Source organism: Burkholderia cepacia complex sp. TUM26381 (genome assembly GCF_057439935.1).
On sequence record NZ_CM172006.1, the window covers coordinates 3,319,657 to 3,342,441 of the forward strand.

General features: G+C 69.1%; 18 protein-coding genes. 11 read left to right on the forward strand and 7 right to left on the reverse strand.

From position 1 onward, the window contains the following. Positions 1 to 94: 94 nt before the first annotated feature. Genes bioA through bioB form a run of 4 tightly spaced genes read left to right on the forward strand, consistent with a single transcriptional unit; the run spans position 95 to position 4,399 of the window. A complete protein-coding gene (bioA, locus tag ACWMMN_RS15580) occupies positions 95 to 1,441 on the forward strand; it encodes an adenosylmethionine--8-amino-7-oxononanoate transaminase (RefSeq protein WP_486422830.1) in 1,347 nt (448 codons plus the stop codon). Further along, the gene (gene bioF, locus ACWMMN_RS15585; protein ID WP_059233057.1) at positions 1,438 to 2,622 is read left to right on the forward strand and encodes an 8-amino-7-oxononanoate synthase; all 1,185 of its coding nucleotides are present in this window, start codon (positions 1,438 to 1,440) and stop codon (positions 2,620 to 2,622) included. The genes bioA and bioF overlap by 4 nt, the downstream gene beginning before the upstream one ends. Further along, on the forward strand, positions 2,619 to 3,338 hold the full coding sequence (gene bioD / locus ACWMMN_RS15590) for a dethiobiotin synthase (protein WP_059233056.1): 720 nt from the start codon (positions 2,619 to 2,621) through the stop codon (positions 3,336 to 3,338). The genes bioF and bioD overlap by 4 nt, the downstream gene beginning before the upstream one ends. Positions 3,339 to 3,379: 41 nt before the next feature. Further along, positions 3,380 to 4,399 (forward strand): biotin synthase BioB, encoded by a 1,020-nt coding sequence (gene bioB, locus ACWMMN_RS15595; protein ID WP_059233055.1) that lies wholly within the window; start codon positions 3,380 to 3,382, stop codon positions 4,397 to 4,399. An 84-nt stretch (positions 4,400 to 4,483) separates the two neighbouring features. On the opposite strand, the gene ACWMMN_RS15600 is transcribed toward bioB, so the two are convergent. Further along, positions 4,484 to 5,401 carry a LysR family transcriptional regulator gene (locus ACWMMN_RS15600; protein WP_059233054.1) on the reverse strand — a complete coding sequence of 306 codons (918 nt, stop codon included), beginning with the start codon at positions 5,399 to 5,401 and terminating at the stop codon, positions 4,484 to 4,486. A gap of 260 nt (positions 5,402 to 5,661) precedes the next feature. Here ACWMMN_RS15600 and ACWMMN_RS15605 point away from each other — a divergent pair, with 260 nt between their 5' ends. The 6 genes from ACWMMN_RS15605 (at position 5,662) to ACWMMN_RS15630 (ending at position 11,604) form a co-directional block, all read left to right on the forward strand. Further along, positions 5,662 to 6,444 (forward strand): 5-oxoprolinase subunit PxpA, encoded by a 783-nt coding sequence (locus ACWMMN_RS15605; protein WP_059233053.1) that lies wholly within the window; start codon positions 5,662 to 5,664, stop codon positions 6,442 to 6,444. Between the two features lie 22 nt (positions 6,445 to 6,466). Beyond that, positions 6,467 to 6,709 (forward strand): acetyl-CoA carboxylase, encoded by a 243-nt coding sequence (locus tag ACWMMN_RS15610; protein ID WP_059233052.1) that lies wholly within the window; start codon positions 6,467 to 6,469, stop codon positions 6,707 to 6,709. Positions 6,710 to 6,713: 4 nt separating this feature from the next. After that, positions 6,714 to 8,171: an acetyl-CoA carboxylase biotin carboxylase subunit gene (locus tag ACWMMN_RS15615; RefSeq protein WP_059233051.1), complete on the forward strand. Its 1,458-nt coding sequence runs from the start codon at positions 6,714 to 6,716 to the stop codon at positions 8,169 to 8,171. Then, the gene (locus tag ACWMMN_RS15620) at positions 8,168 to 9,043 is read left to right on the forward strand and encodes a 5-oxoprolinase subunit B family protein (RefSeq protein ID WP_059236589.1); all 876 of its coding nucleotides are present in this window, start codon (positions 8,168 to 8,170) and stop codon (positions 9,041 to 9,043) included. Before ACWMMN_RS15615 ends, ACWMMN_RS15620 begins: the two co-directional genes overlap by 4 nt. Beyond that, positions 9,033 to 10,028: a 5-oxoprolinase subunit C family protein gene (locus ACWMMN_RS15625; RefSeq protein ID WP_059233050.1), complete on the forward strand. Its 996-nt coding sequence runs from the start codon at positions 9,033 to 9,035 to the stop codon at positions 10,026 to 10,028. Before ACWMMN_RS15620 ends, ACWMMN_RS15625 begins: the two co-directional genes overlap by 11 nt. Positions 10,029 to 10,248: 220 nt before the next feature. After that, a complete protein-coding gene (locus tag ACWMMN_RS15630; protein ID WP_174994228.1) occupies positions 10,249 to 11,604 on the forward strand; it encodes a purine-cytosine permease family protein in 1,356 nt (451 codons plus the stop codon). A gap of 32 nt (positions 11,605 to 11,636) precedes the next feature. Here ACWMMN_RS15630 and ACWMMN_RS15635 read toward each other — a convergent pair whose 3' ends face one another. The 5 genes from ACWMMN_RS15635 to ACWMMN_RS15655 form a co-directional block, all read right to left on the reverse strand. Further along, positions 11,637 to 12,725: a suppressor of fused domain protein gene (locus ACWMMN_RS15635; protein ID WP_486422831.1), complete on the reverse strand. Its 1,089-nt coding sequence runs from the start codon at positions 12,723 to 12,725 to the stop codon at positions 11,637 to 11,639. 81 nt (positions 12,726 to 12,806) lie between these two features. Further along, positions 12,807 to 13,532: a copper homeostasis protein CutC gene (locus ACWMMN_RS15640; protein ID WP_059233047.1), complete on the reverse strand. Its 726-nt coding sequence runs from the start codon at positions 13,530 to 13,532 to the stop codon at positions 12,807 to 12,809. An 83-nt stretch (positions 13,533 to 13,615) separates the two neighbouring features. Beyond that, positions 13,616 to 14,020 carry a hypothetical protein gene (locus ACWMMN_RS15645; RefSeq protein ID WP_486422832.1) on the reverse strand — a complete coding sequence of 135 codons (405 nt, stop codon included), beginning with the start codon at positions 14,018 to 14,020 and terminating at the stop codon, positions 13,616 to 13,618. Beyond that, positions 14,017 to 14,403, reverse strand: a complete 387-nt coding sequence (locus ACWMMN_RS15650) for a hypothetical protein (protein WP_486422833.1) — start codon at positions 14,401 to 14,403, stop codon at positions 14,017 to 14,019. Before ACWMMN_RS15650 ends, ACWMMN_RS15645 begins: the two co-directional genes overlap by 4 nt. A 157-nt stretch (positions 14,404 to 14,560) precedes the next feature. Beyond that, the gene (locus ACWMMN_RS15655) at positions 14,561 to 15,847 is read right to left on the reverse strand and encodes a sensor domain-containing phosphodiesterase (RefSeq protein WP_486422834.1); all 1,287 of its coding nucleotides are present in this window, start codon (positions 15,845 to 15,847) and stop codon (positions 14,561 to 14,563) included. A 296-nt stretch (positions 15,848 to 16,143) separates the two neighbouring features. On the opposite strand from ACWMMN_RS15655, the gene ACWMMN_RS15660 reads away from it, so the two are divergent. Further along, a complete protein-coding gene (locus ACWMMN_RS15660) occupies positions 16,144 to 17,811 on the forward strand; it encodes a Na+/H+ antiporter (protein ID WP_059233043.1) in 1,668 nt (555 codons plus the stop codon). A gap of 95 nt (positions 17,812 to 17,906) precedes the next feature. Here ACWMMN_RS15660 and ACWMMN_RS15665 read toward each other — a convergent pair whose 3' ends face one another. Next, positions 17,907 to 21,479 carry an indolepyruvate ferredoxin oxidoreductase family protein gene (locus tag ACWMMN_RS15665; RefSeq protein WP_486422835.1) on the reverse strand — a complete coding sequence of 1,191 codons (3,573 nt, stop codon included), beginning with the start codon at positions 21,477 to 21,479 and terminating at the stop codon, positions 17,907 to 17,909. Between the last annotated feature and the right edge of the window lie 1,306 nt (positions 21,480 to 22,785).

A 22,785-nucleotide genomic window follows, 5' to 3' on the forward strand; every position in this document is an offset into this window, starting at 1 on the left:
ACGTCCCGCGGAACACGCTAATCTCAGCGCGTTTCGTATCCCGCCGCGCGGCATCCCGTCGATGCCGCGCGGTCGTTTTACCCCCGGAGTCGCCTTGAGTACGCCAGCCACCGACGACTGGGTCGCGCGCAGCCTGCGCGCGGTCTGGCATCCCTGCACCCAGATGAAGCATCACGAGCGCCTGCCGCTCGTCCCCGTCGCGCGCGGCGCGGGCGTGTGGCTGTACGACCGTGACGGCCGCCGCTACTTCGACGCGATCAGCTCGTGGTGGGTCAACCTGTTCGGCCATGCGAACCCGGACATCAACGCGGCGCTGAAGGACCAGCTCGATACGCTCGAGCACGCGATGCTCGCCGGCTGCACGCACGAGCCCGCGATCGAGCTCGGCGAGCGGCTGCACACGCTCACCGCGCGCAACCTCGGCCATGCGTTCTTCGCGTCGGATGGCGCATCGGCCGTCGAGATCGCACTGAAGATGAGCTTCCACGCGTGGCGCAACCGCGGCCGCGCGAACAAGCAGGAATTCGTCTGCGTCGCGAACAGCTATCACGGCGAGACGATCGGCGCGCTCGGCGTGACCGACGTCGCGCTGTTCAAGGATGCGTACGACCCGCTGATCCGCCATGCGCACGTCGTCGCGTCGCCCGATGCGCGCGGCGCGCTGCCGGGCGAGACGGCTGCCGACGTCGCGGGCCGCGCGCTCGCGGACGTGCGGCGCCTGTTCGCCGAACGCGGCGACCGGATCGCCGCGCTGATCGTCGAGCCGCTCGTGCAGTGCGCGGCCGGCATGGCGATGCATGATCCGTCGTACGTGCGCGGGCTGCGCGCGCTGTGCGACGAATTCGGCGTGCACCTGATCGCCGACGAGATCGCGGTCGGCTGCGGCCGCACCGGCACCTTCTTCGCCTGCGAGCAGGCCGGCGTCTGGCCCGATTTCATGTGCCTGTCGAAAGGCATCAGCGGCGGCTACCTGCCGCTGTCGCTCGTGCTCACGCGCGACGACGTGTTCGCGGCGTTCTACGACGACGACACGACCCGCGGCTTCCTGCACTCGCATTCGTACACCGGCAACCCGCTCGCGTGCCGCGCGGCGGTCGCGACGCTCGACCTGTTCGCGCGCGACGACGTGCTCGCGGGCAACGCGCGCAAATCGGCGACGCTGCGCGCCGCGCTTGGCTCCCTCGACGCGCATCCGCAGGTGCGCCACCTGCGCGAACGCGGCACGCTGTTCGCGTTCGACGTCGCGCTCGACGGCGACGCGGCACGCGGCTTCTCGCGGCGCTTCTTCGAACGCGCGCTGGAGCGCGAGCTGCTGCTGCGCCCGATCGGCACGACCGTGTACCTGATGCCGCCGTACGTGATGAGCGACGACGACATCGCGTGGCTCGCGCAGCGCACGCGCGACACGCTCGACGCGACCCTGGAGGAAATCGGCCGATGAGCCTGCTCGACACCCTGCAACGCGGCCTCGCCGATCTCGACGCGCAAGGGCTGCGCCGCGTGCGCCGCATCGCCGACACCGCGTGCGACGCGCGCATGACCGTGAACGGCCGCGAGATCATCGGCTTCGCGAGCAACGACTACCTCGGCCTCGCTGCGCATCCGGCGCTCGTCGCCGCATTCGCCGAAGGCGCGCGGCGCTACGGCTCCGGTAGCGGCGGCTCGCACCTGCTCGGAGGCCATTCGCGCGCACACGCGACACTCGAGGACGAACTCGCGGGCTTCGCGGGCGGCTTCTCGGATGCCCCGCGCGCGCTGTACTTCAGCACCGGCTACATGGCGAACCTCGCCGCGATGACGGCCCTGGCCGGCAAGGGCGCGACACTCTTCTCCGACGCGCTGAACCACGCCTCGCTGATCGACGGCATGCGGCTGTCGCGCGCGAACGTGCAGGTCTATCCGCACGCGGATACGGCGGCGCTCGCCGCACTGCTCGACGCATCGGATGCCGAAACGAAACTGATCGTCAGCGACACCGTGTTCAGCATGGATGGCGATATCGCGCCGCTCGCCGAACTCGTCGCGCTGGCCGAACGCCACGGCGCGTGGCTCGTCGTCGACGATGCGCACGGCTTCGGCGTGCTCGGCCCGCAGGGCCGCGGTGCGCTCGCGGCCGCCGCGCTGCGTTCGCCGCATCTCGTCTACGTCGGCACGCTCGGCAAGGCGGCCGGCGTCGCGGGCGCGTTCGTGATCGCCCATGAAACCGTGATCGAATGGCTGATCCAGCGCGCGCGCAGCTACATCTTCACGACGGCCGCACCGCCGGCCGTCGCGCATGCGGTATCGGCCAGCCTGAAGGTGATCGCGGGCGACGAAGGCGACACACGACGCACGCACCTCGCCGCCCTGATCGAACGCACCCGCGCGCTGCTGCGCAACACGCGCTGGCAACCGGTCGATTCGCACACGGCCGTGCAGCCGCTCGTGATCGGCAGCAACGACGCGACGCTCACCGCGATGCGCGCGCTCGACGCGCACGGCCTGTGGGTACCCGCGATCCGGCCGCCGACGGTACCCGCCGGCACGTCGCGGCTGCGCGTGTCGCTGTCGGCCGCGCATTCGTTCGACGATCTTGCGCGGCTCGAAGCCGCGTTGCTGGCAGCAAGCAAGGACGCAGCATGACGGCCCCCCTTTCCCTTTTCGTCACCGGCACCGACACCGAAATCGGCAAGACCTTCGTGTCGGCCGCGATGCTGCACGGGTTTGCGCGGCACGGCCTGCGTGCGGCCGCACTGAAGCCCGTCGCGGCCGGCGCGTACGAACGCGACGGCATCTGGCGCAACGAGGACGCCGACCAGCTCGATGCCGCCGCGAACGTCGTGCTGCCGCCCGAGCTGCGCACGCCGTTCCTGCTGAAAGCACCGGCCGCGCCGCATATCGTCGCCGCGCAGGAAGGCGTGACGCTCGACATCGACACGATCGTCGCGTGCCATCGCGAAGCGCTCACGCGCGCGGATATCGTCGTCGTCGAAGGCGCCGGCGGCTTCCGCGTGCCGATGAACGACACGCAGGACATGGCCGATCTCGCCGTCGCGCTCGGCGTGCCGGTCGTGCTCGTGGTCGGCGTGCGGCTCGGCTGCATCAACCACGCGCTGCTCACCGCCGACGCGATTGCCGCACGCGGCCTCAAGCTCGCAGGCTGGGTTGCGAACCACGTCGACGCGGCCATGTCGTTCCCCGACGAGAACATCGCAACGATGCGCGACTGGCTCGCGCGCGAGCACCGCGCGCCGCTGCTCGGCCGCATTCCGTACATGAGCCCGGCCGCCTCCGAATCCGCCGCGGCGATGCTCGACATCGCCGCGCTCGTCGAGACGCTGCGCACCGCGCAGCATTGACCCAACCGATCCCCCAATCCCGCCCAGGACAGGAAAACGAAATGACCCAAGCCCAGACCGCCGCCGTGCAACCCGACGCGATTCCCGTGGCTGCACCGGCCTCGCAGCGCTGGCGCGTCGCCGACGTCGTCGCGCTGTTCGCACTGCCGTTCAACGACCTGCTCTTCCGCGCGCAGCAGGTGCATCGCGAGCACTTCGACGCGAACGCAGTGCAGCTGTCGACGCTGCTGTCGATCAAGACGGGCGGCTGCGAGGAAGACTGCGGCTACTGCTCGCAGTCGTCGCATCACGACACGGGCCTGAAGGCCGAGAAGCTGATGGACGTCGACGCGGTGCTCGATGCCGCGCGCGCGGCGAAGGCGAACGGCGCGAGCCGCTTCTGCATGGGCGCCGCGTGGCGCAACCCGAAGGAGCGCCACATGCCGGCGCTGACCGAGATGGTGCGCGGCGTGAAGGAGCTCGGCCTCGAGACCTGCATGACGCTCGGCATGCTCGAGGACGAACAGGCACAGGAACTCGCGAACGCGGGCCTCGACTACTACAACCACAACCTCGACACGTCGCCGGAGTTCTACGGCCAGGTGATCTCCACGCGCACGTACCAGGACCGCCTCGACACGCTCGACCGCGTGCGCGACGCCGGCATCAACGTGTGCTGCGGCGGCATCATCGGGATGGGCGAATCGCGCCGCGAGCGCGCGGGCCTGATCTCGCAGCTCGCGAACCTGAACCCGTATCCGGATTCGGTGCCGATCAACAACCTCGTCGCGATCGAAGGCACGCCGCTCGAAGGCACCGCGCCGCTCGACCCGTTCGAGTTCGTGCGTACGATTGCAGTCGCGCGCATCACGATGCCGAAGGCCGTCGTGCGCCTGTCGGCCGGCCGCGAGCAGCTCGACGACGGGCTGCAGGCGATGTGCTTCCTCGCCGGCGCGAACTCGATGTTCTACGGCGACCAGCTGCTGACGACCAGCAATCCGCAATCGCAGAAGGACCGCGCGCTGTTCGAGCGCCTCGGCATCCGCTCGAGCGACGCGGACGCGATGTCGGCCAGCGCGTAAGCGCCACGCATGGCGGATTCGTCCGCCATACACAAAAAAAGCCGGGATGCGTCCCGGCTTTTTTCATGCGCGTTCGCCGCGCGCTCAGGTCGCGCCGCCCAGCGCGCGCGGCTCCATGAACGTGTGCCGGAAGTAATCGCGCACCGCGTGCATCGCGGGGCTCAGCTCGATGTTCTTGCGCCACGCGAGGCCGACGCTCATCGGCGGCACCGGGTCGCGCAGCACGATCGTCTCGATGCGCCGCCCTTCGAGCGACCACGGGCGATACACCATGTCGGACAGGATCGCGACGCCGCTGCCGTTCGCGACCATGCTGCGCACGGCCTCGACCGACGACGTGCGCAGGATCACGTTCGGCCGGTACGGCGTCTCGTTCCAGTAGCGCAGCGCCGTCTGTCCGGCCTCGTCGACCGTCAGCATCACGAACGGCTCGTGCGCGACCTCCGCGAACGTGACGCTCTCGCGCCTGAGCAGCGGATGATGCGCGCCGACCCACAGCCGGCGCACCGAATGGATCACCGGCTCCAGCACGAGCTCGGGATTCGACACGTTCGACGTCAGCAGCACGGCCATGTCGTAGCGGCCCGCGATCAGCCCTTCCTCGATCGACTCGCGGTTCAGCTCGTGCAGGTGGATCGTCAGGCGCGGATAGAGCGTATTCAACCGCAGCACGTGGTGCGGCAGGAAGTAGCCAAGCACCGTGTAGCTCGCGGCGATCGCGAGCGTGCCGGTCAGCGTGCTTTCGAGGTTCGGGATCCGCATCGCCTCGTCGACCGACGACAGGATCGTGTACGCGTGATTGAGAAAGCGCCGCCCGGTGTCGGTGAGCGTCACGCCCGCCGGCGTGCGCAGGAACAGCTGCGTGCCGAGGCTGTCCTCCAGCTCCTTGATCGCGCTCGTCACGGCCGACTGCGAGATCGTGAGCTGGATCGCGGCCTGCGAGATCTGTCCGAGCTCGGCGGTCGCGACGAAGTACTTGAGCTGTCTGAGAGTCAGGGCCATGTCCGGTGGAAAACTGATGGGCACACGGCAAACATCATATCAACCGCCCCGCCGGCGGCAATCCGTGACCGCCCACCCTGCGCACACCCGCCTGCGGCGGCGCTGCGCGGCCGCTTCGCGCGATATCTAAAAAATCGATACGGTCGCATACAAAAATAGAACTATTTTGACGCACCCCGCACGGCTAACCTGCGTTCAACACGGTTTCGGCCCGCGCCCCCGGCGCAAACGACACCGGAGAACCTGGAGGAACGATCCGTATGAGGAAGCACAGTGTCGACCTGAATTCCGACATGGGCGAAGGTTTCGGCCCGTGGACGATCGGCGACGGCGTCGACGAGCAGATCATGCCGCTCATCAGCTCGGCGAACATCGCCACCGGTTTTCACGCCGGCGATCCGAACATCATGGCGCGCACGGTGCAGCTTGCGCGCGACGCCGGCGTCGGGATCGGCGCGCATCCGGGCTTTCGCGATCTGGTCGGCTTCGGCCGGCGCACGATCACCGAAACGCCGCAGGCGCTCGTCCACGACATCCTGTACCAGCTCGGCGCGCTGCGCGAGTTCGCGCGGCTCAACGGCGTGAGCCTGCAGCACGTCAAGCCGCACGGTGCGCTCTACATGCACGCGGCAACGAGCGAAGCGTTCTCCCGGCTGCTGATCGAGACGCTGCAGCGCGTCGACCCCGGCCTGTGGCTGTACTGCATGGAGGCATCGGTCACCTATCGCGTTGCCAGGGAGTACGGACAGCCGGTGATCCGCGAGTTCTACGCCGACCGCGACTACGACCGCAGCGGCTCGATCGTGTTCACGCGCCGCGTGGGCCGCCTCGACCCGCAGCAGGTCGCCGACAAGGTGTTGCGCGCGTGCATCGACGGCAAGGTGCGCACGGTCGACGGCGACGACATCGACATCGATTTCGATTCGGTCTGCATCCACAGCGACACGCCGGGCGCGCTCGACCTCGTCCGCGACACGCGCGATGCGCTGGTCCGCGAAGGCATCCGGACCGCGGGCCCGCGACCGCTCGCCGCCCATCACTGAACCCGATTCAAGGAGACGCCAGATGGCATTGCACGATATCGTCAGCCCGTTGCCGGGCACGTTCTACCGGCGCCCGTCGCCCGATGCGGCCTACTACGTCGCGGTCGATGCGACGGTCGCCGCGGGCGCCGTGGTCGGCCTCGTCGAAGTGATGAAGCAGTTCACCGAGATCGAAGCCGAAGCGGCCGGCCGCGTGGTCGAGCTGCTCGTCGAGGACGGCGAACCGGTCGACGCGGGCCAGGTCCTGATGCGGATCGAGGGGTGACGCGATGAAGCCGGCCACCTCCCCCGACACGTTCTATCGCCCGGCGCGGATCAAGACCGTGCTGGTCGCGAATCGCGGCGAGATCGCGGTGCGCGTGATCCGCGCGGCGCGCGAGCTCGGCATGCGCGCGGTCGCCGTGGTCAGCGACGCCGACCGCGACAGCCTCGCCGCACGCATGGCCGACGAGGCGATCCACATCGGCTCGTCGCATGCAGCGAAAAGCTATCTGAATCCCGCCGCGATCCTCGACGCCGCGCGGCAATGCGGCGCGGACGCGATCCATCCCGGCTACGGCTTCCTGTCCGAAAATGCCGCGTTCGCCGCGCAGGTCGAAGCGGCCGGGCTGATCTTCGTCGGACCGGACTCGCAGGTCATTGCGACGATGGGCGACAAGGCGCGCGCCCGCGACACCGCGCGGCGCGCCAACGTGCCGACGGTGCCCGGCAGCGACGGCGTCGTGCAATCGCTCGACGAGGCCCGTGCGGTCGCCGCGCGCATCGGCTATCCGATCATGATCAAGGCGGCCGCGGGCGGCGGCGGGCGCGGCATCCGCGTCGCGCACGACGCCGCGCAGCTCGACGCCGAACTGCCGCTCGCGCAGCGCGAAGCGCAGGCTGCGTTCGGCGACGGCGGAGTCTATCTCGAGCGCTTCATCGCACGGGCGCGGCACATCGAGGTGCAGGTGCTCGGCGACGGCCGCGACGTCGTCCATCTGTTCGAGCGCGAATGCTCGCTGCAGCGGCGCCGCCAGAAGATCCTCGAGGAAGCGCCGTCGCCGTCGCTCACGCCGGCGCAGCGCGACGCGCTGTGCACGTCGGCCACGCGCCTCGCGCGCGAAGTCGGCTATCGCAGCGCGGGCACGCTCGAATACCTGTTCGACGACGCGCGCGGCGAGTTCTACTTCATCGAGATGAACACGCGCATCCAGGTCGAGCATCCGGTCACGGAGGCGATCACCGGCATCGATCTCGTGCGCGAGACGCTGCGCATCGCCGACGGCGAGCCGCTGCGGTTCGCGCAGCCGGACATCGCGATGCGCGGCGCGGCGCTCGAATGCCGGATCAACGCGGAAGATCCGCTGCAGGATTTCCGCCCGAATCCCGGCCGGATCGACGCCCTGGTGTGGCCGACCGGCCCCGGCGTGCGCATCGATTCGCTGCTCTATCCGGGCTACGTCGTGCCGCCGTTCTACGATTCGCTGCTCGCGAAGCTGATCGTGCACGACGAGAGCCGCGCGGCCGCGCTGCGGCGCCTGTCGCGCGCGCTCGGCGAACTGCACGTGGGCGGCCTGAAGACGACCGCGCCGCTGCACGTCGCGCTGCTCGCGGACGACGACGTGCGCGCGGGCCGCTATCACACGAATTTTCTCGAAGCATGGATGCCGCAATGGCGCGAGGCCGCGACGGCCGCCGCCCGGCAGCACGCAACCGCGGACGCCGCGCGCGTCGGGGAGGCCCTGTGACGACCCGTTATACGTTCGGCGGCGACGAGTTCGTGTTCGTCGAGATCAGCGAGGCGATGTCGCTCGACGCCTTCTTCAAGGGCACGGCGATCACGCGCGAGCTGCAGCGGCGCGCGGTGCCGGGCATCACCGAAATCTGCCCGGCGAACGCGTCCTACCAGGTGCGCTACGACCCGGACGTGATCGAGCCCGACGCGCTCGTCGCGCTGCTGAAGGCGATCGAGGCCGAGGTCGGCGACGCGCCGCTCGAACTCGACACGCGCATCGTCGAGGTGCCGGTGCTCTACAACGACCCGTGGACGCACGAGACGCTGATGCGGTTTCGCGAGCGTCACCAGGACCCGTCGTCGACCGATCTCGAATACGCGGCGCGGATCAACGGCAAGCGCGACGTCGACGACTTCATCGCCGCGCACTCGGGTTCGCCGTGGTTCGTGTCGATGGTCGGCTTCGTCGCGGGCCTGCCGTTCATGTACCAGATGGTCGAGCGCGAACGGCAGCTCGAAGTGCCGAAATACCTGCGGCCGCGCACCGACACGCCGAAGCTGACGGTCGGCCACGGCGGCTGCTTCGGCTGCATCTATTCGGTGCGCGGCGCGGGCGGCTACCAGATGTTCGGCGTGACGCCGGCGCCGATCTTCGATCCCGCGCAACGGCTCGACTACCTGCACGATTTCATGGTGTTCTTCCGGCCCGGCGACATCGTGAAGTTCCAGCCGATCGATCGCGACGCATACGACGCGGCAGTGGCGGCCGTCGAGGCCGGCACGTTCTCGCTGCGCGTGCGCCCGGTGAAATTCTCGCTCGACGCGTTCCTGCGCGATCCCGATGCGGTCAACCGTTCTCTCGTCGAGGTGCTGCATGCCAGCTGACGCGCACAACCTGATCGAGGTCATCAAGCCCGGCCTCGCGACGTCGGTCCAGGATACGGGCCGGCAAGGCTACTACCACGTCGGCATCCCGCCGTCGGGCGCGCTCGACCAGTATGCGTCGCGTGCGGCGAACCTGCTGGTCGGCAATCCCGAAGAAGCGGCCGTGCTCGAATGCACGCTGCTCGGCCCGGAGCTGATGTTCCATGCGGACGCGCTCGTTGCCGTCACGGGCGCCGAGATGACGCCGAAGATCGACGGCGTCGGGCAGTGCTGCAACATCGCGCTGCGCATCCGCGCGGGCAGTGTGCTGTCGTTCAACTACGTGAAGGGCGGTGCGCGGGCCTACCTGGCCGTCGCGGGCGGCATCGACGTGCCGGTCGTGCTCGGCAGCCGCTCGACCTATGCGCTCGGCGCGATCGGCGGCCATGCGGGCCGGCGGCTGCAGAAAGGCGACCGGCTGCCGATCGGCGCCGCGCGCGGCATGCATCGCGAAGGGCGCGAGCTGCCGGCGGCGGTCGTCCGGCCGCTCGACAGCCAGGTCGAACTGCGCGTGCTGACGGGCCTGTACCACTACCGGCTCACCGACGCATCGGCGCACACGTTCTTCGACGACGAATGGACGGTCGCGCCTGAAGCCGACCGCATCGGCTACCGCTACAAGAACGGGCGCCCGCTGCAGTTCCGGCCGCGCGAACAGCCGTTCGGCGCGGGCGCCGATCCGTCGAACATCGTCGACGCGTGCTATCCGATCGGCTCGATCCAGGTGCCGGCCGGGCTCGAGCCGATCATCCTGCATCGCGACGCGGTGTCGGGTGGCGGCTACGCGACGATCGGCACGGTCATCAGCGCCGACATGGACCTGATCGGCCAGATGCAGCCGAACCATCGCGCGCGCTTCGTGCGCGTGACGATGGCCGATGCGCTCGCGGCACGCCGCGAGTACCAGCGGCGCCTCGCGCTGCTGCGCGCCGTGCTGCAGGACTGAGCGCCGGACGCCCGGCCACCCTGCCGGGCGCCGTTCGCCGCCCGCCGTTTTCATCCTTCGCTTTCGTTTCCCGCCCGTGCGGCCGCGCGCGGCGCGGCGGGGACGCTTGCGCGCCGTTTCTGCCGGACCGGTTGCCCGCCCGACGTCGGGGCAACCCTGCGGATCGCCTGACCCGCGGCCCAGACGTCGTCCGCTGTTTTGCTCATCGAGGAGCACGCTCATGGCCAACCTGGCTCAGGCCCGCACCGACGAGGATCTCGACCTGTCGACGCTCGCCATTCCCGATCACGCGCGCATGCCGCCCTTTTCGCTGACGATGGCGTGGTGGGCCGTCTGCAGCGCGGTGTTCTACATCGTCGTCGGCGCGACGCTCGCGCTCACCTACGGCGCGCGCAACGCGCTGATCGGCATGGCGCTGTCGGTGGTGTCGTACGGCGTCGTCAATTCGATCATCAGCCGCTATGCGATTCGCACCGGCCTGTCGGTCGCGCTGTTCTCGCGCGTGCTGTTCGGCAGCGCGGGCGCGGCGCTCGCGACGCTGATCTTCTTCGCGACGGCGATCTACTACGCGGTGTTCGAGGGCTCGGTGATCGCGGTCGCCGCGCATCACCAGTTTCCGGCGCTGGACTACCAATGGGCCGCGCTGATCGTCGTCTGCTACAGCGTGCCGCTCGTGTTCGGCAGCGTGCAGCACTGGCTCGACAAGTTCAACGGCGTGCTGCTGCCGTTCTACCTGTTCGGGCTGCTCGCGGCGGTCGGGCTCGCGACGGCCGAGTACGGCTATCACGCCGCGTGGCTCGATTTCGGGCCGGCGGGCGGCGCACCGGCCGGCGGCTGGTGGCAGTGCTTCGTCTACTACATGGGTGTGTGGGTGCTGATGATGTTCACGTTCGACTACGCGCGCTTCGGCCGCAAGGAGGACGCCCGCTATCACGGCCGCTTCAACTTCGGGATGCCGTTCTATCTCGTCACGTTCCTCGTCAACGGCGCGGCCGGCATCTATCTCGTCGCCACGATTCCCGGGCTCGGCACGCTGTCGGAAGTGTCGGTCGTGCTCGCGCTGCTCAAGCTGATGGGCGTGTGGGGGTTGCTGTTCGTATGGGTCACGCAGTCGCGCATCAACACCGCGAACTACTACCTCGCGACCGTCAACATGCAGGCGTTCTTCCAGAAGGTCGCCGGGCTGCGCGCGCCGAAGTTCGTATGGGCGCTCGTGGTCGGCGCGGTCGTCTACGCGCTGATGATGGCCGACATCTTCTCGCGGATCCTGCAGGCGCTCGCGTACCAGGGCATCTTCGTCGTCGCGTGGGTCGGCGTCGCGCTCGCGCACATCCTGTCGGCGCGCTACGGGCAGCTCGTCGGCGACGATGTCGAGTGCCGCGACGCGCATGTGCCGGTGTTCAATCCGGGCGGGCTGACTGCGTGGTTCGCGGGTGCGTTCGCGGGGCTCGCGCTGAACCAGGCGACCGGGTTCGCCGCGTCGCTGTCGGCACCGGCGACCTTCGTCGTGTCGTGGGTCGTCTATCGCGCGCTGCTCGGCACCGCGAAGCGGGCCTGGTTCGTGCGGAATACGTAACGCCGCCGCGCCTGCGACGGCGCGGCAGCGGCTTACCCGATCGTCTGTACCGGGTTGCCCTTCGCGTCGCGGATCACCGTCTTCTCGACGCGCCAGCGCACGCCGTCGAGCCCGTCGATCGCATACTCGCCCGCGCGCGGCTTCAGCGTGCGCGCCAGCGCCTGCACCGTCGCGTCGGTGAGCCGCAGCGTCAGCGTGCCGTCTTCGTCGGTCACGGCGTTCGCGTCGCCGTGCACGAACCGCAGCGCGCCGTCGTGACCGACCAGGCGGAACGCGCGGTCGAACGGCAGCCGCAACGGCAGCAACGCGACGAGTTCCTCGACCTGCCGCGCGCCGACGGTAATCTCGATCACGGGCGCGCGCAGCAGCCGCTTGCGCGTGTCCCATCCGAGCACGTCGGTGAACAGGTAGCCGCTCGCCGAGCCGTCGCGCTGCGTACCCGCGTCGACCTGCTCGCGCACGTCCGCGCGTTCGAGCAGCGATGCGCGGCCGAGCTCGGTCACCCAGAGCGGCATGTGCGGCAGCAGCGTGTCGAGCAGCGCGCGCGTGCGCCAGCGCTTCGCGGCGCGCTCTTCGTCGAGCGTCAGCCCGACGACCTGCAGGAACGCGAGGCGGCCGTGCGGCGTGTCGATCGACGGCAGTTCCGGATCGAACGCGAAGCCCATCGAGCAGAGCGCCGTGCCGGTATCGAGCGCGATCGGGCCGTTGGCCGTCATCCAGTGGCCGTCGTCGAACGCGTTGCCGCTCTGGAACACGTAGCGCGCGAGATTCTGCAGGAAGCTGAACACCCAGCGCGGCGGCTCCTCTTCGCCCACCGCGCACGCGACGCGCATCGTCAGCTCGAACCCGAAGCCGCTGACGGCCGGATCGTCGGACTCCTTCGCATACAGCTCGCTCAGCCCGTACGTGACGAAGTGCCAGTGCGGCACGGGCCCCGCGCGCTTCCACACGCTGATCCCGTCGAGCGGATCGGGGCCGCCGAGCCGCCACTTGACCAGCGTGCCGTAGTGCTTCGGCTCCTGGCCCGGATAGAGGCGTGCAAGCGCACCGTCGATCGCGTCCCAGCCGGGCGCGGCGTCATCGTCCGCGCCGTCCTGCGTGTCGTGTGTTGCGTCGGTCATGTGGCCCTCTGTCGCGTTTCATGTTCCGGTGCGTGGTGGCGCCAGCGCACGGGGCAGCGGCTGCGGCCGCCGCCGGGCGCGTCACACGTGCGCCGCCGCGCCGTCGAGCGCCGCGCGCACGCGCTCGACGCGCTGTTCGTCGACGGGCGCGAGCACCTCGCCGCGCGGCCGCACGCCCGAGCCGAAATGCACCGCGCGCACGCCGGTCGCACGGACGAAATCGCCGACCGCATCGATCGTGAGCCCCGAGCCGGCCAATACCGTGCAGGTCGAACCGGCCGCCTGCCGCACGAGCCGCGTGATCGTCGCGACGGCATCGAGTACCGACGGATGGCCGCCCGACGTCAGCACCGACGTGACGGCCGGCACGCGCAGCAGCGCGTCGAACGCGGCGTTCAGATCGCGCGCGACGTCGAACGCCCGGTGGAACGTGAGTGCCCGGCCGTCCGCGGCGGCCGCGATGCGGGCCAGCGCGCCGAGATCGATGTCGCCGTGCGCGTCGAGCGCGCCGAACACGACGCCGTTCGCGCCGGCCGCGACGGCCGCGCGCACGTCGCGTTCGATCACGCGCAGGTCGTCGGCGTCATAGACGAACGACCGGCTGTGCGGACGCACGATCACGTTGACGGGAATCGGCACCGCGGCCACGACGGCCTCGATCAGGCCGACGCTGGGCGTCAGCCCGCCTTCGGTGATCGCGGTCACGAGCTCGAGGCGGTCGGCGCCCGCGCGGGCGGCGGCCTTCGCATCGCCGACGGTCGTGGCGATCACTTCGAGGAGGACGGAAGAAGCGGCGTTTCGGTTCATGGGCGGCCCGCGAATCGTCTGGACAATTCGCGCATCCTAGCCGAGCCGCGTGACGGACGCCAGCGTGCCGGCGGCCGTGCGCGTCAGCCGCGCCGCACGAGCCAGACGCCGACGAGCGCGGACAGGCCGGTCGCCACGGTGCCGGGTGCGAACTCGAACATCCGCGCGTTGAAGTGCACGCCCTGCTGCTGCATCACGTCGACGATCCCCGGCGCGAGCAGCAGCGTCGCCCAGCCGATCATCCCGAGCGCGGTGGTCGCGGTCGCGACGAGCAGCGCGATGCCGGCACCGCGCGCACGCGGCCGGAACGCGCCGGCAAACGCGCCCGCAGCCAAAAGCGCAACCGAAACCGCGGACATCCCGGCGGCAAACACGACCATCACCGTCGTCTGGCCGACCTTCAGGAACGCGACCATCTGCGCGACGATCACGCACATGCCCGCGATCGCGAACAGCACGATCGCCAGCGCGTTGCGCACGGCGTTCATGCGGGCGTCTGGCGGAAATACGCGGTCGCGGGGCGCCGGAACAGCAGGTAGACGAACAACGCGAACAGCAGGAGGCCGGGAATCAGCACCGCGAGCATCGACGCCGGCATGTTGATTAACGAGAACGCAATCCCGAACACGAATGTCACGATATACGCCATGCGCGACCATTCGCGGCCCTTGAGGATCGCGATGCCGATGACGACGTTCGCCGCTTCGATAATCATGCTGATGCCGAACGTCGCCCACACGGGCAGCAGGTAGTGCGACATCAGCGCCTGGGTGGTCGGCATGCCGATCGAGAACGGCGTATAGACGCACGTGATCGCGTTGGTCACGATGATGATCCACGCGAGGATGGTCAGCGAAATCGGTCTTTTCATTGTGTTTTCCTTTTATTCGCCGCCATGGTTGGCCCCCGGGACGGCGCGATCGCGGTCACGACGGCCGCGGTCGGGCCATTGTCGGGGAAGCCCGCGGCGAACGCAACGGCCGCCCCGCGCCGCCGCGCCCCGATCGCCGCATGCGATCCGTGCGCCCCTAGCCGGCGTCCGCTTCGTCGTCGACCCAGTCGATGTCGCCGCACAGCACGCGCTGCGCATCGCCGACGCGCACCGCCACCGACAGCGTCACGCACGGCTGCGCCTCGTTGATCGACAGGTACGGCCGCGTGACCTGCACGCGCCCCGGCTCGGCGATCGCCGAGCGGAAATACGGCCGGCGCAGCCAGTTCGCACCTTGCGCGTCCGCCAGCGGCGAGAAGCGCGCCTCGGCGAGCGCGCGATCGGCGCGCAGCACGACGTTGCGGCCCGACTGCCGGCCGTGCGCGTCGAGCAGGAAGCAGCGCGCGGCCGCGTCGAGCGCGAGGAAGTTCCAGCACACCTCGTCGAGCGGCTCGCCGGCCGCGAGACGCTCGGCCGCCCGCTCGAACGCGCGCCGGTACGGCGCGAGCCGCTGCGCGTCGCGCCGCTCGCGCGCTTCGGTCTGCTGACGAAAGCGCTCGGTCAGCTCGCCGATGCAGCCGGTCGCGGCCGCGCTGTCGGGCAGCCCCGGCGCCGGGCGCCCGAAGTAGTAGCCCTGCACGAAATCGGCCTCGCACGACAGCGCGATCTGCGCCTCGTGCTCGGTCTCGATCCCTTCGACGAGCACGAGCTTGCCGGCCTCGTGCAGCAACGTGACGAGCCCGTGCAGGATAGCGGTGAGCCCGGTGCGGTGCGCCGCGTGCGACAGCATGATCCGGTCGAGCTTCACGATGTCCGGGTTCAGCTGCCAGATCCGTTCGAGGTTCGAATGACCGGCGCCGAAATCGTCGAGCGCGATCAGGAAGCCGTGCGTGCGGAATTCGCGCACGGCTTCCGCGAGCCGCTCGACGTCTTCCGCGCGCTGTTCGAGCACTTCGAGCACGATGCGGCGCGGCGGCATGCCGAGCCGCTTCAGGTTCGCGAGCAGCGCGGCTGCCTGGAACGGATCGGTCAGCACACCCGGATGGACGTTGAGGAACAGCCACTCGCGCTCCGCGCCGAGCAGCGCGAAGTTCTCGAGATGCAGCGCCTGCGCGAGCCGGTCGAGCTGCAGCAGTTCGCCCTGCCGCGCGGCTTCGCCGAACACGTCGAGCGGCGACACCGCGCGGTCGAGCGCATCGTGCGCGCGCAGCAGCGCCTCGTAGCCGACCGCACGCTGGTGCGACAGGCTGAATATCGGCTGGAACACGGTCGTCAGCGTCAGGTCGCGGTGCTGCGTGGCCAGACGTTCGAAGCCGGAGCTCATCTCCCGCTCGAACCGGTACGGCGACGCGGCGGCCGGACGCTCCTGTTGAACGATCGTCATGCCTTCCTCCTGGTATTGCCTTCGAACGCGCCGCCCGCCGAAACGGACGGCGCGTTCAATGTCATGGTTGGACCCTCGGTTGCCCGGTCGATGCCGGACGGCTGCCCACCTTCAAGCAAGCTCCGTGCAAGGTCCTGACAACCCGTACGCCATGCGGCTGCACGGGGCCTTCGCACCATCGTGGCGCGCGCCGGATGCACCACTTTCGTGCGCACGCACCGGTCACTCGAGCGCAGCCGTCACGTCAGCACGCTACACTCCGTACGATCGTTTCATTCCCCGTATTCGCCGTATCGATGGAAATCGTCTTCACAGTCCTGATCCTGCTGCTGACCGTCGCGCTGTCCGGCGCCGTCACGCGCATTCTGCCGTTGCAACTGCCGCTGCCGCTGATGCAGATCGCGTTCGGCGCGATGCTCGCATGGCCGAAGCTGAACCTGCACGTCACGTTCGACCCCGAAATCTTCATGCTGCTGTTCATTCCGCCGCTGCTGTTCGCGGACGGCTGGCGGATTCCGAAACGCGAGCTGTACCTGCAGCGCCGCGCGATCCTGATGCTCGCATTCGGGCTCGTGTTCATGACGGTACTCGCAGTGGGTTACTTCGCGCATTGGCTGATTCCCGAGTTGCCGCTGCCGATCGCGTTCGCGCTCGCGGCCGTGCTGTCGCCGACCGACGCGGTCGCGCTGTCCGGCATCGCCGGCAAAGGCCGGATCCCGCCGCAACTGATGCACATCCTCGAAGGCGAGGCGCTGATGAACGACGCGTCGGGCCTCGTCGCGCTGAAGTTCGCGATCGCGGCCGCGCTGACGGGCGTGTTCTCGCTGCGCGCCGCGTCAGTCACGTTCGTGATCGTCGCCGCCGGCGGGCTCGCGACGGGCGCGATCGTGTCGTGGGTGTTCAGCGCGCTGTCCACGCGCTTCCTGAACGCCGAGCAGGAAGGCGATCCGGCCCCCGGCATCGTGATGACGCTGCTCGTGCCGTTCGCGGCCTACCTGTTCGCCGAGCACCTCGACCTGTCGGGCGTGCTCGCGGCCGTGTCGGCCGGGATGATGATGAATTACACGAGCTTCTCGCGCAAAAGCACGGTCGCGTCGCGCGTGCGGGCCGAAAGCACGTGGGCGATGATCGAGTTCGTGTTCAACGGCATGGTGTTCATCATGCTCGGGCTGCAGTTGCCGCACATCATCGGCCGCGCGCTCGTCGATGCGCACCATACGAGCGACGCGCTGGTCGGCCGGATGATCTTCAACGTGTGCGCGATGATGCTCGCGCTGTATGCGATCCGCTTCACGTGGGTGTGGCTGCTGCGCTGGTTCGCGAGCCGCCGCGCCGCGCGCCAGGGCCTCGCGGGCACGATGGCCGGCGTGCGCACGATCGCGGTGATGACGGTCGGCGGCGTGCGCGGTGCGGTCACGCTCGCCGGCGTGCTGTCGATCCCCGTCGCATTGTCGGACGGCGCGCCGCTGCCGGGGCGCGACACCGCGATCTTCGTCGCATCGGCCGTGATCCTCGGCTCGCTGATCGTCGCGGTGATCGGGCTGCCGCTGCTGCTGCGCGGCGTGCGCTCGGCGCGCAACCCGCTCGGCGACGAGGAACGCTCCGCGCGCTCGGCCGCCGCGCAGGCCGCGATCCGCGCGATCGACTCGTCGCACGATGCGATCTCGGCCGATCTCGACGAATCGGGCGCCGCACGCTGCGCGGACATCTCCGCACGCGTGATGGACCAGTATCGCCGCCGGCTCTCCGCGCTGGCCGAGGACGGCCCCACGCCGCGCGCGGAAGCGAAGCAGGCCGAGACGATGGAACTGCAGATGCGGATCGCGGCCGTGCGCGCGGAACGCTCGGCGCTGTACCGGCTGCGCAGCGACAGCAAGATTTCCGACGAGACGCTGACGAAGCTGATCCGCGAGATCGACCTGTCGGAAACCGCGCTGTCGACGCGCAAGAAAGGCATTCTTTGACGGGCCGGCAGCCGCCGGTGCGCAATCGGGTCGAAGTCCGGATAAAAAAAGGCGACGCAGCAGCGTCGCCTTTTTCACATCCGCCCGCGATCGCGCTACTTCGCGACGACGACCGGAATCCCCTTCAGCATCCCCGCGCCCTTCATCTCGTCGAGCGCATGCTGCACCGCCACGCTCGTCGCCGCGTCGATGCCGAGCTGCAACGCAAGCTCGCGCTCCGTGCGCTTCACGCCGGCCAGGTTGCGCACCTTCACGTGGCCGAAGCCGCGCACGCGGGCGTGCAGGTCGGCCAGTTGCACGACCTGCGCCGCATTGCCGGCCGTCATCGCGGCGAACGCACGCGCAAGCGTCGTCTCGTAGTCGTCGGCAAGCGCGCGCTCCATCTTGCGCTCGACGGTGCGGCCGAACGGATCGAGCCACGTGCCGCGCAGGCTGCGCACGCGCGCCAGCACGCCGAACACCGGCCACATCCACTGGCCGAACACGCGCTTCTTCGGCGTGCTGCCGTCGCTGCCGGCCTTCGCGACCGTCGGCGGAGCGAGGTTGAACTTCACGCGGTACGCCTGCCCCGGCACGCCTTCGAACTGCGCTTCGAGCGCCGTGCGGAAGGTATCGTCCGCGTACAGCCGCGCAACCTCGTATTCGTCCTTCACCGCGAGCAGCCGGTAGAACGTCGTCGCGACCGCGCGCGTCAGCGCGTCGTCGCCTTTTGCGCGCGCGGCGTTCACGAGCGCACGGTAGCGCTCGACGTAACGCACGCCGCCATACGCGTCGAGACGCGCTTCGCGATCGGCGATCACCTCGGCAAGCGTCTCCGGCGCGGCCTGCACGGCCACCGTGTGACGCGCGTTCCACAACGCGTCGAGGCCCGCCGCGTCGCCGGCCGCCATCCGGCCGATCGAGAACGCGAGCTTGTTCATCGGCACCGCGACATTGTTCAGCTCGATCGCGCGCATCATCGCGGCGAGCGACACCGGCACGAGGCCGAGCTGCCACGCATAGCCGAGCATCAGGATGTTCGCGCCGATCGAATCGCCGAGGAACTTCGCGGCGAGCGCCTGCGCGTCGCAGCTCGACAGGTAGCCGTCGCCGGCCGCGTGATGCATCTTCTCGAGCAGCGCGTCCGCATGCAGGTTCGCGTCGGGATTCTGCACGAACGATGCGTTCGGGATCCGGTGCGTGTTGACGACGATCCGCGTGCGCTCGTGACGCACCGTCTGCAGCGCCTCCGCACTCGCGCCGACGACCATGTCGCACGCGAGCAGCACGTCGGCCTGCTGCGTATCGATGCGCACCTGGTTCAGCCACCGGTCGCTCGACGCGATCCGCACGAACGACAGCACCGAGCCGCCCTTCTGCGCGAAGCCCATGAAGTCGAGCACCGACGCGCTCTTGCCTTCGAGGTGCGCGGCCATGCTGATCAGCGCGCCGACCGTCACGACGCCCGTGCCGCCGACGCCCGTCACGAGCATGTCGAACGGCGCGGCGTCGAGATGCGTCGCGGGCACCGGCAGCCCGTCGACGCGCGCGGCCAGCGCCGCTTCGTCGAACGCGGCGCCGGCAGCCTTCTTCAGCGCCGCGCCTTCGACCGTCACGAAGCTCGGGCAGAAGCCGTTCACGCACGAATAGTCCTTGTTGCACGACGACTGGTCGATGCGGCGCTTGCGGCCGAGCGGCGTCTCGAGCGGCTCGACCGACAGGCAGTTCGACTGCACGCCGCAGTCGCCGCAGCCTTCGCATACCGCGTCGTTGATGAACAGGCGCTTGTCCGGGTCGGGGAATTCACCTTTCTTGCGGCGGCGGCGCTTCTCGGCCGCGCAGGTCTGGTCGTAGATCAGCACGGTGACGCCGGGCGTCTCGCGCAGCTCGCGCTGCACCGTGTCGAGCTCGCTGCGGTGATGGAACGTCGTGCCCGCCGGGAACTGCCCGTGATGGCCGTCGTACTTCTCCGGTTCGTCGGACACGACGACGAAGCGCGACACGCCTTCCGCCTCGACCTGCCGTGCGATCTGCGGCACCGAGATGCTGCCGTCGACCGGCTGGCCGCCCGTCATCGCGACCGCATCGTTGTAGAGGATCTTGTACGTGATGTTCGCTTTCGCGGCGACCGCCTGGCGGATCGCGAGGATGCCCGAATGGAAGTAGGTGCCGTCGCCGAGGTTCTGGAACACGTGCTTCGTGTTCGTGAACATCGCGTGCGCGGCCCAGTCGACACCCTCGCCGCCCATCTGGATCAGCCCGGTCGTGTCGCGCTCCATCCACGACGCCATGAAATGGCAGCCGATGCCGGCCTGCGCGATCGAGCCTTCCGGCACCTTCGTCGACGTGTTGTGCGGGCAGCCGGAGCAGAAGTACGGCGTGCGCTTCACGGCGTCGGCTTCGTTCGACAGGATCTGCGGCGCGACCAGATCGACGACGCGTTCGCGGCGGTCGAGCGCCGGCTTGTGCCGCGCGAGCCATTCGGCGAACACCGGCAGGATGCGCGACGGGCGCAGCTCGCCGAGTTCGGACAGCAGGCATGCGCCGGCGGCGTCGTGCTTGCCGAGCACCCGCGGGCGCGCGCCTTCCGTGCGGTTGTACAGGTAATCCTTGATCTGCTGCTCGATGACCGGGCCCTTCTCCTCGATCACCAGCACTTCGGCGAGACCGTCGACGAACGTCTCGATGCGCGTCATTTCGAGCGGATACGACAGGCCGACCTTGTAGATCCGCACACCGGCCGCGTCGAGATCGGCGACCGTCAGGTCGAGACGGCGCAGCGCCTCCATCAGGTCGAGGTGCGCCTTGCCGCAGGTGACGATGCCGACGTTCGCGTGCGTGCTCGGCGCGATCCACTTGTCGATGCTGTTGGTGCGCGCGAAATGACGCACCGCGTCGAGCTTCGCGGCGAGGCGCGCCTCGATCGTCAGGCTCGGCAGGTCGGGCCAGCGGTTGTGCAGGCCGCCCGACGGCGGCGTGAAGCCTTCCGGCGCCGGCCACCGCGTCTGCAGCGCATCGAGGTCGACCGTGGAGCCCGACTCGACCGTTTCGGAGATCGCCTTGAAGCCGACCCACGCGCCCGAGTAGCGCGACAGCGCCCAACCGTACAGGCCGAATTCGAGCATGTCGGCGATGTTCGCCGGGTTCACGACCGGCATGTGCCACGCGATCATCGCGAAGTCGCTCTGGTGCGGCATCGACGACGACACGCAGCCATGGTCGTCACCGGCGACGACCAGCACGCCGCCGTGCGGCGACGAGCCATACGCGTTGCCGTGCTTCAGCGCGTCGCCGGCTCGATCGACGCCCGGGCCCTTGCCGTACCACATCGCATACACGCCCTCGACCGTGCGCTCGGGATCGGACTCGACCCGCTGCGTGCCGAGCACGGCCGTGCCGCCGAGTTCCTCGTTGATCGCCGGCAGGAAGCGTACGCCGCTGGTGTCGAGCAGTTTCTTCGCCTTCCACAGCTGCTGGTCGACCATGCCGAGCGGCGAGCCGCGATAGCCGCTGACGAAGCCGGCCGTGTTGAGCCCCTGTTCGGTGTCGACCGTGCGCTGCATCAGCAGCAGGCGAATCAGCGCCTGCGTGCCGGTCAGGAAGATCCGGCCGCGCGTCGCGGTCAGGTTGTCGGTCAGGCGGTAGTCGGACAAGGCAGGCGTGCCATCGACGGGCAGGCGGGCGGTCATGGGGGATAGTCTCCGGATTGTGCTGTTCTGGGCTGCGCGGCGGGACGTCGGGCGGCGCGTGACCGGCGGCAGCGAATGGCTCTATTTTTTCGCGCGGAGCCGAGAATGTTTTTTCTCATCTTGCTCGGCCGGGGCTGTAGCGAGAAAGACTGCGCAGGTTTTTGCCGGGATTTGAGAGAGTTTTCGCGCGCGGTGGCGGGAGCGGGGTTGGCGGGACGTTCGGACGACCGGGTGGATCGGCGTCACGGGCGGTGCATGCCCGACGGCCCGCCGTCAGCCCCGCGACTGGCGCGCGAACCCCGTGCGACAAGGGTTTCCGTGGCTCGGGCGGTCACCCTCACCGTTGCAATACACAGCGTTCCGATTGGTCGGTGGCGCCGGATGTCCACAATGCTTCGTCCGATCGGGCGCGTGCTCACCGTTCGATTGCACAGCGTTTCGAGTGGCGTCCGGGCCGGGATATCCACACCCGGAATCGGCATGCGGCTCGCCCGGGTGTCGCTGCTCACCGTCGGAATGCACAGCGCGGCGAGTGGGTTTCGGCCCGGGATATCCACATCGGACCCGGCGCATTTCGTCGATCCGCCGCGCACATTCACCGTTCGAATACACAGGGTCGAGAGTGAGTTTGTCAGGCGAATATCCACGCCGGAACACCCATGCTGCGTGATCGCCGTCTCACCCTCACCGTTTGTATGCACAGGAATTCGACTGGCTGCGGCGGCGGTTGTCCACGCCCGGAACTGCATTGCCTTTCAGCCATCCGACCACCCTCACCGCCGAAAACCACAGCGCTTCGAGTGGCTTGAGGGTCCGGATATCCACATGGGCGCACGTTCTCCGATCGATCGAAGATGTGCCTTTCGCCGCGCTCCGACGACCGGCAATCCATACCGGACGCGGCTCTTCACCCGATCGGGCCTCGACGCTCACCCTCGAAATACACAGTGCCGCGAGTCGTTTCGGCGGCCGGATATCCACACGGCGGCGTGCGCCGCCCCCCGTTTGCAAGCTCGCGGCCGAGCCCGACCCGAACAGCGCTTCGCGCGGCATCGGCAGCCGACCGGCCGCATTCTGGAGGGCCGCACGCCGATCCCGAAATCGCACTCACCATTGAATTGCATGGCGCGCCGAGTCGCTCGAGAACGCGGATATGCGCGGCGAAATTCGCACTTTGCGGACCACACGCGCGCTTGCGCCGTTAGAATGCACGACCCTTTGATCGTGATCCGGAACCGGATATCGACGTCGCGGTGCGCGCCTGGCTTGGTCACGCATGCGCGCATTCAGCTAGAATGCGCGACCC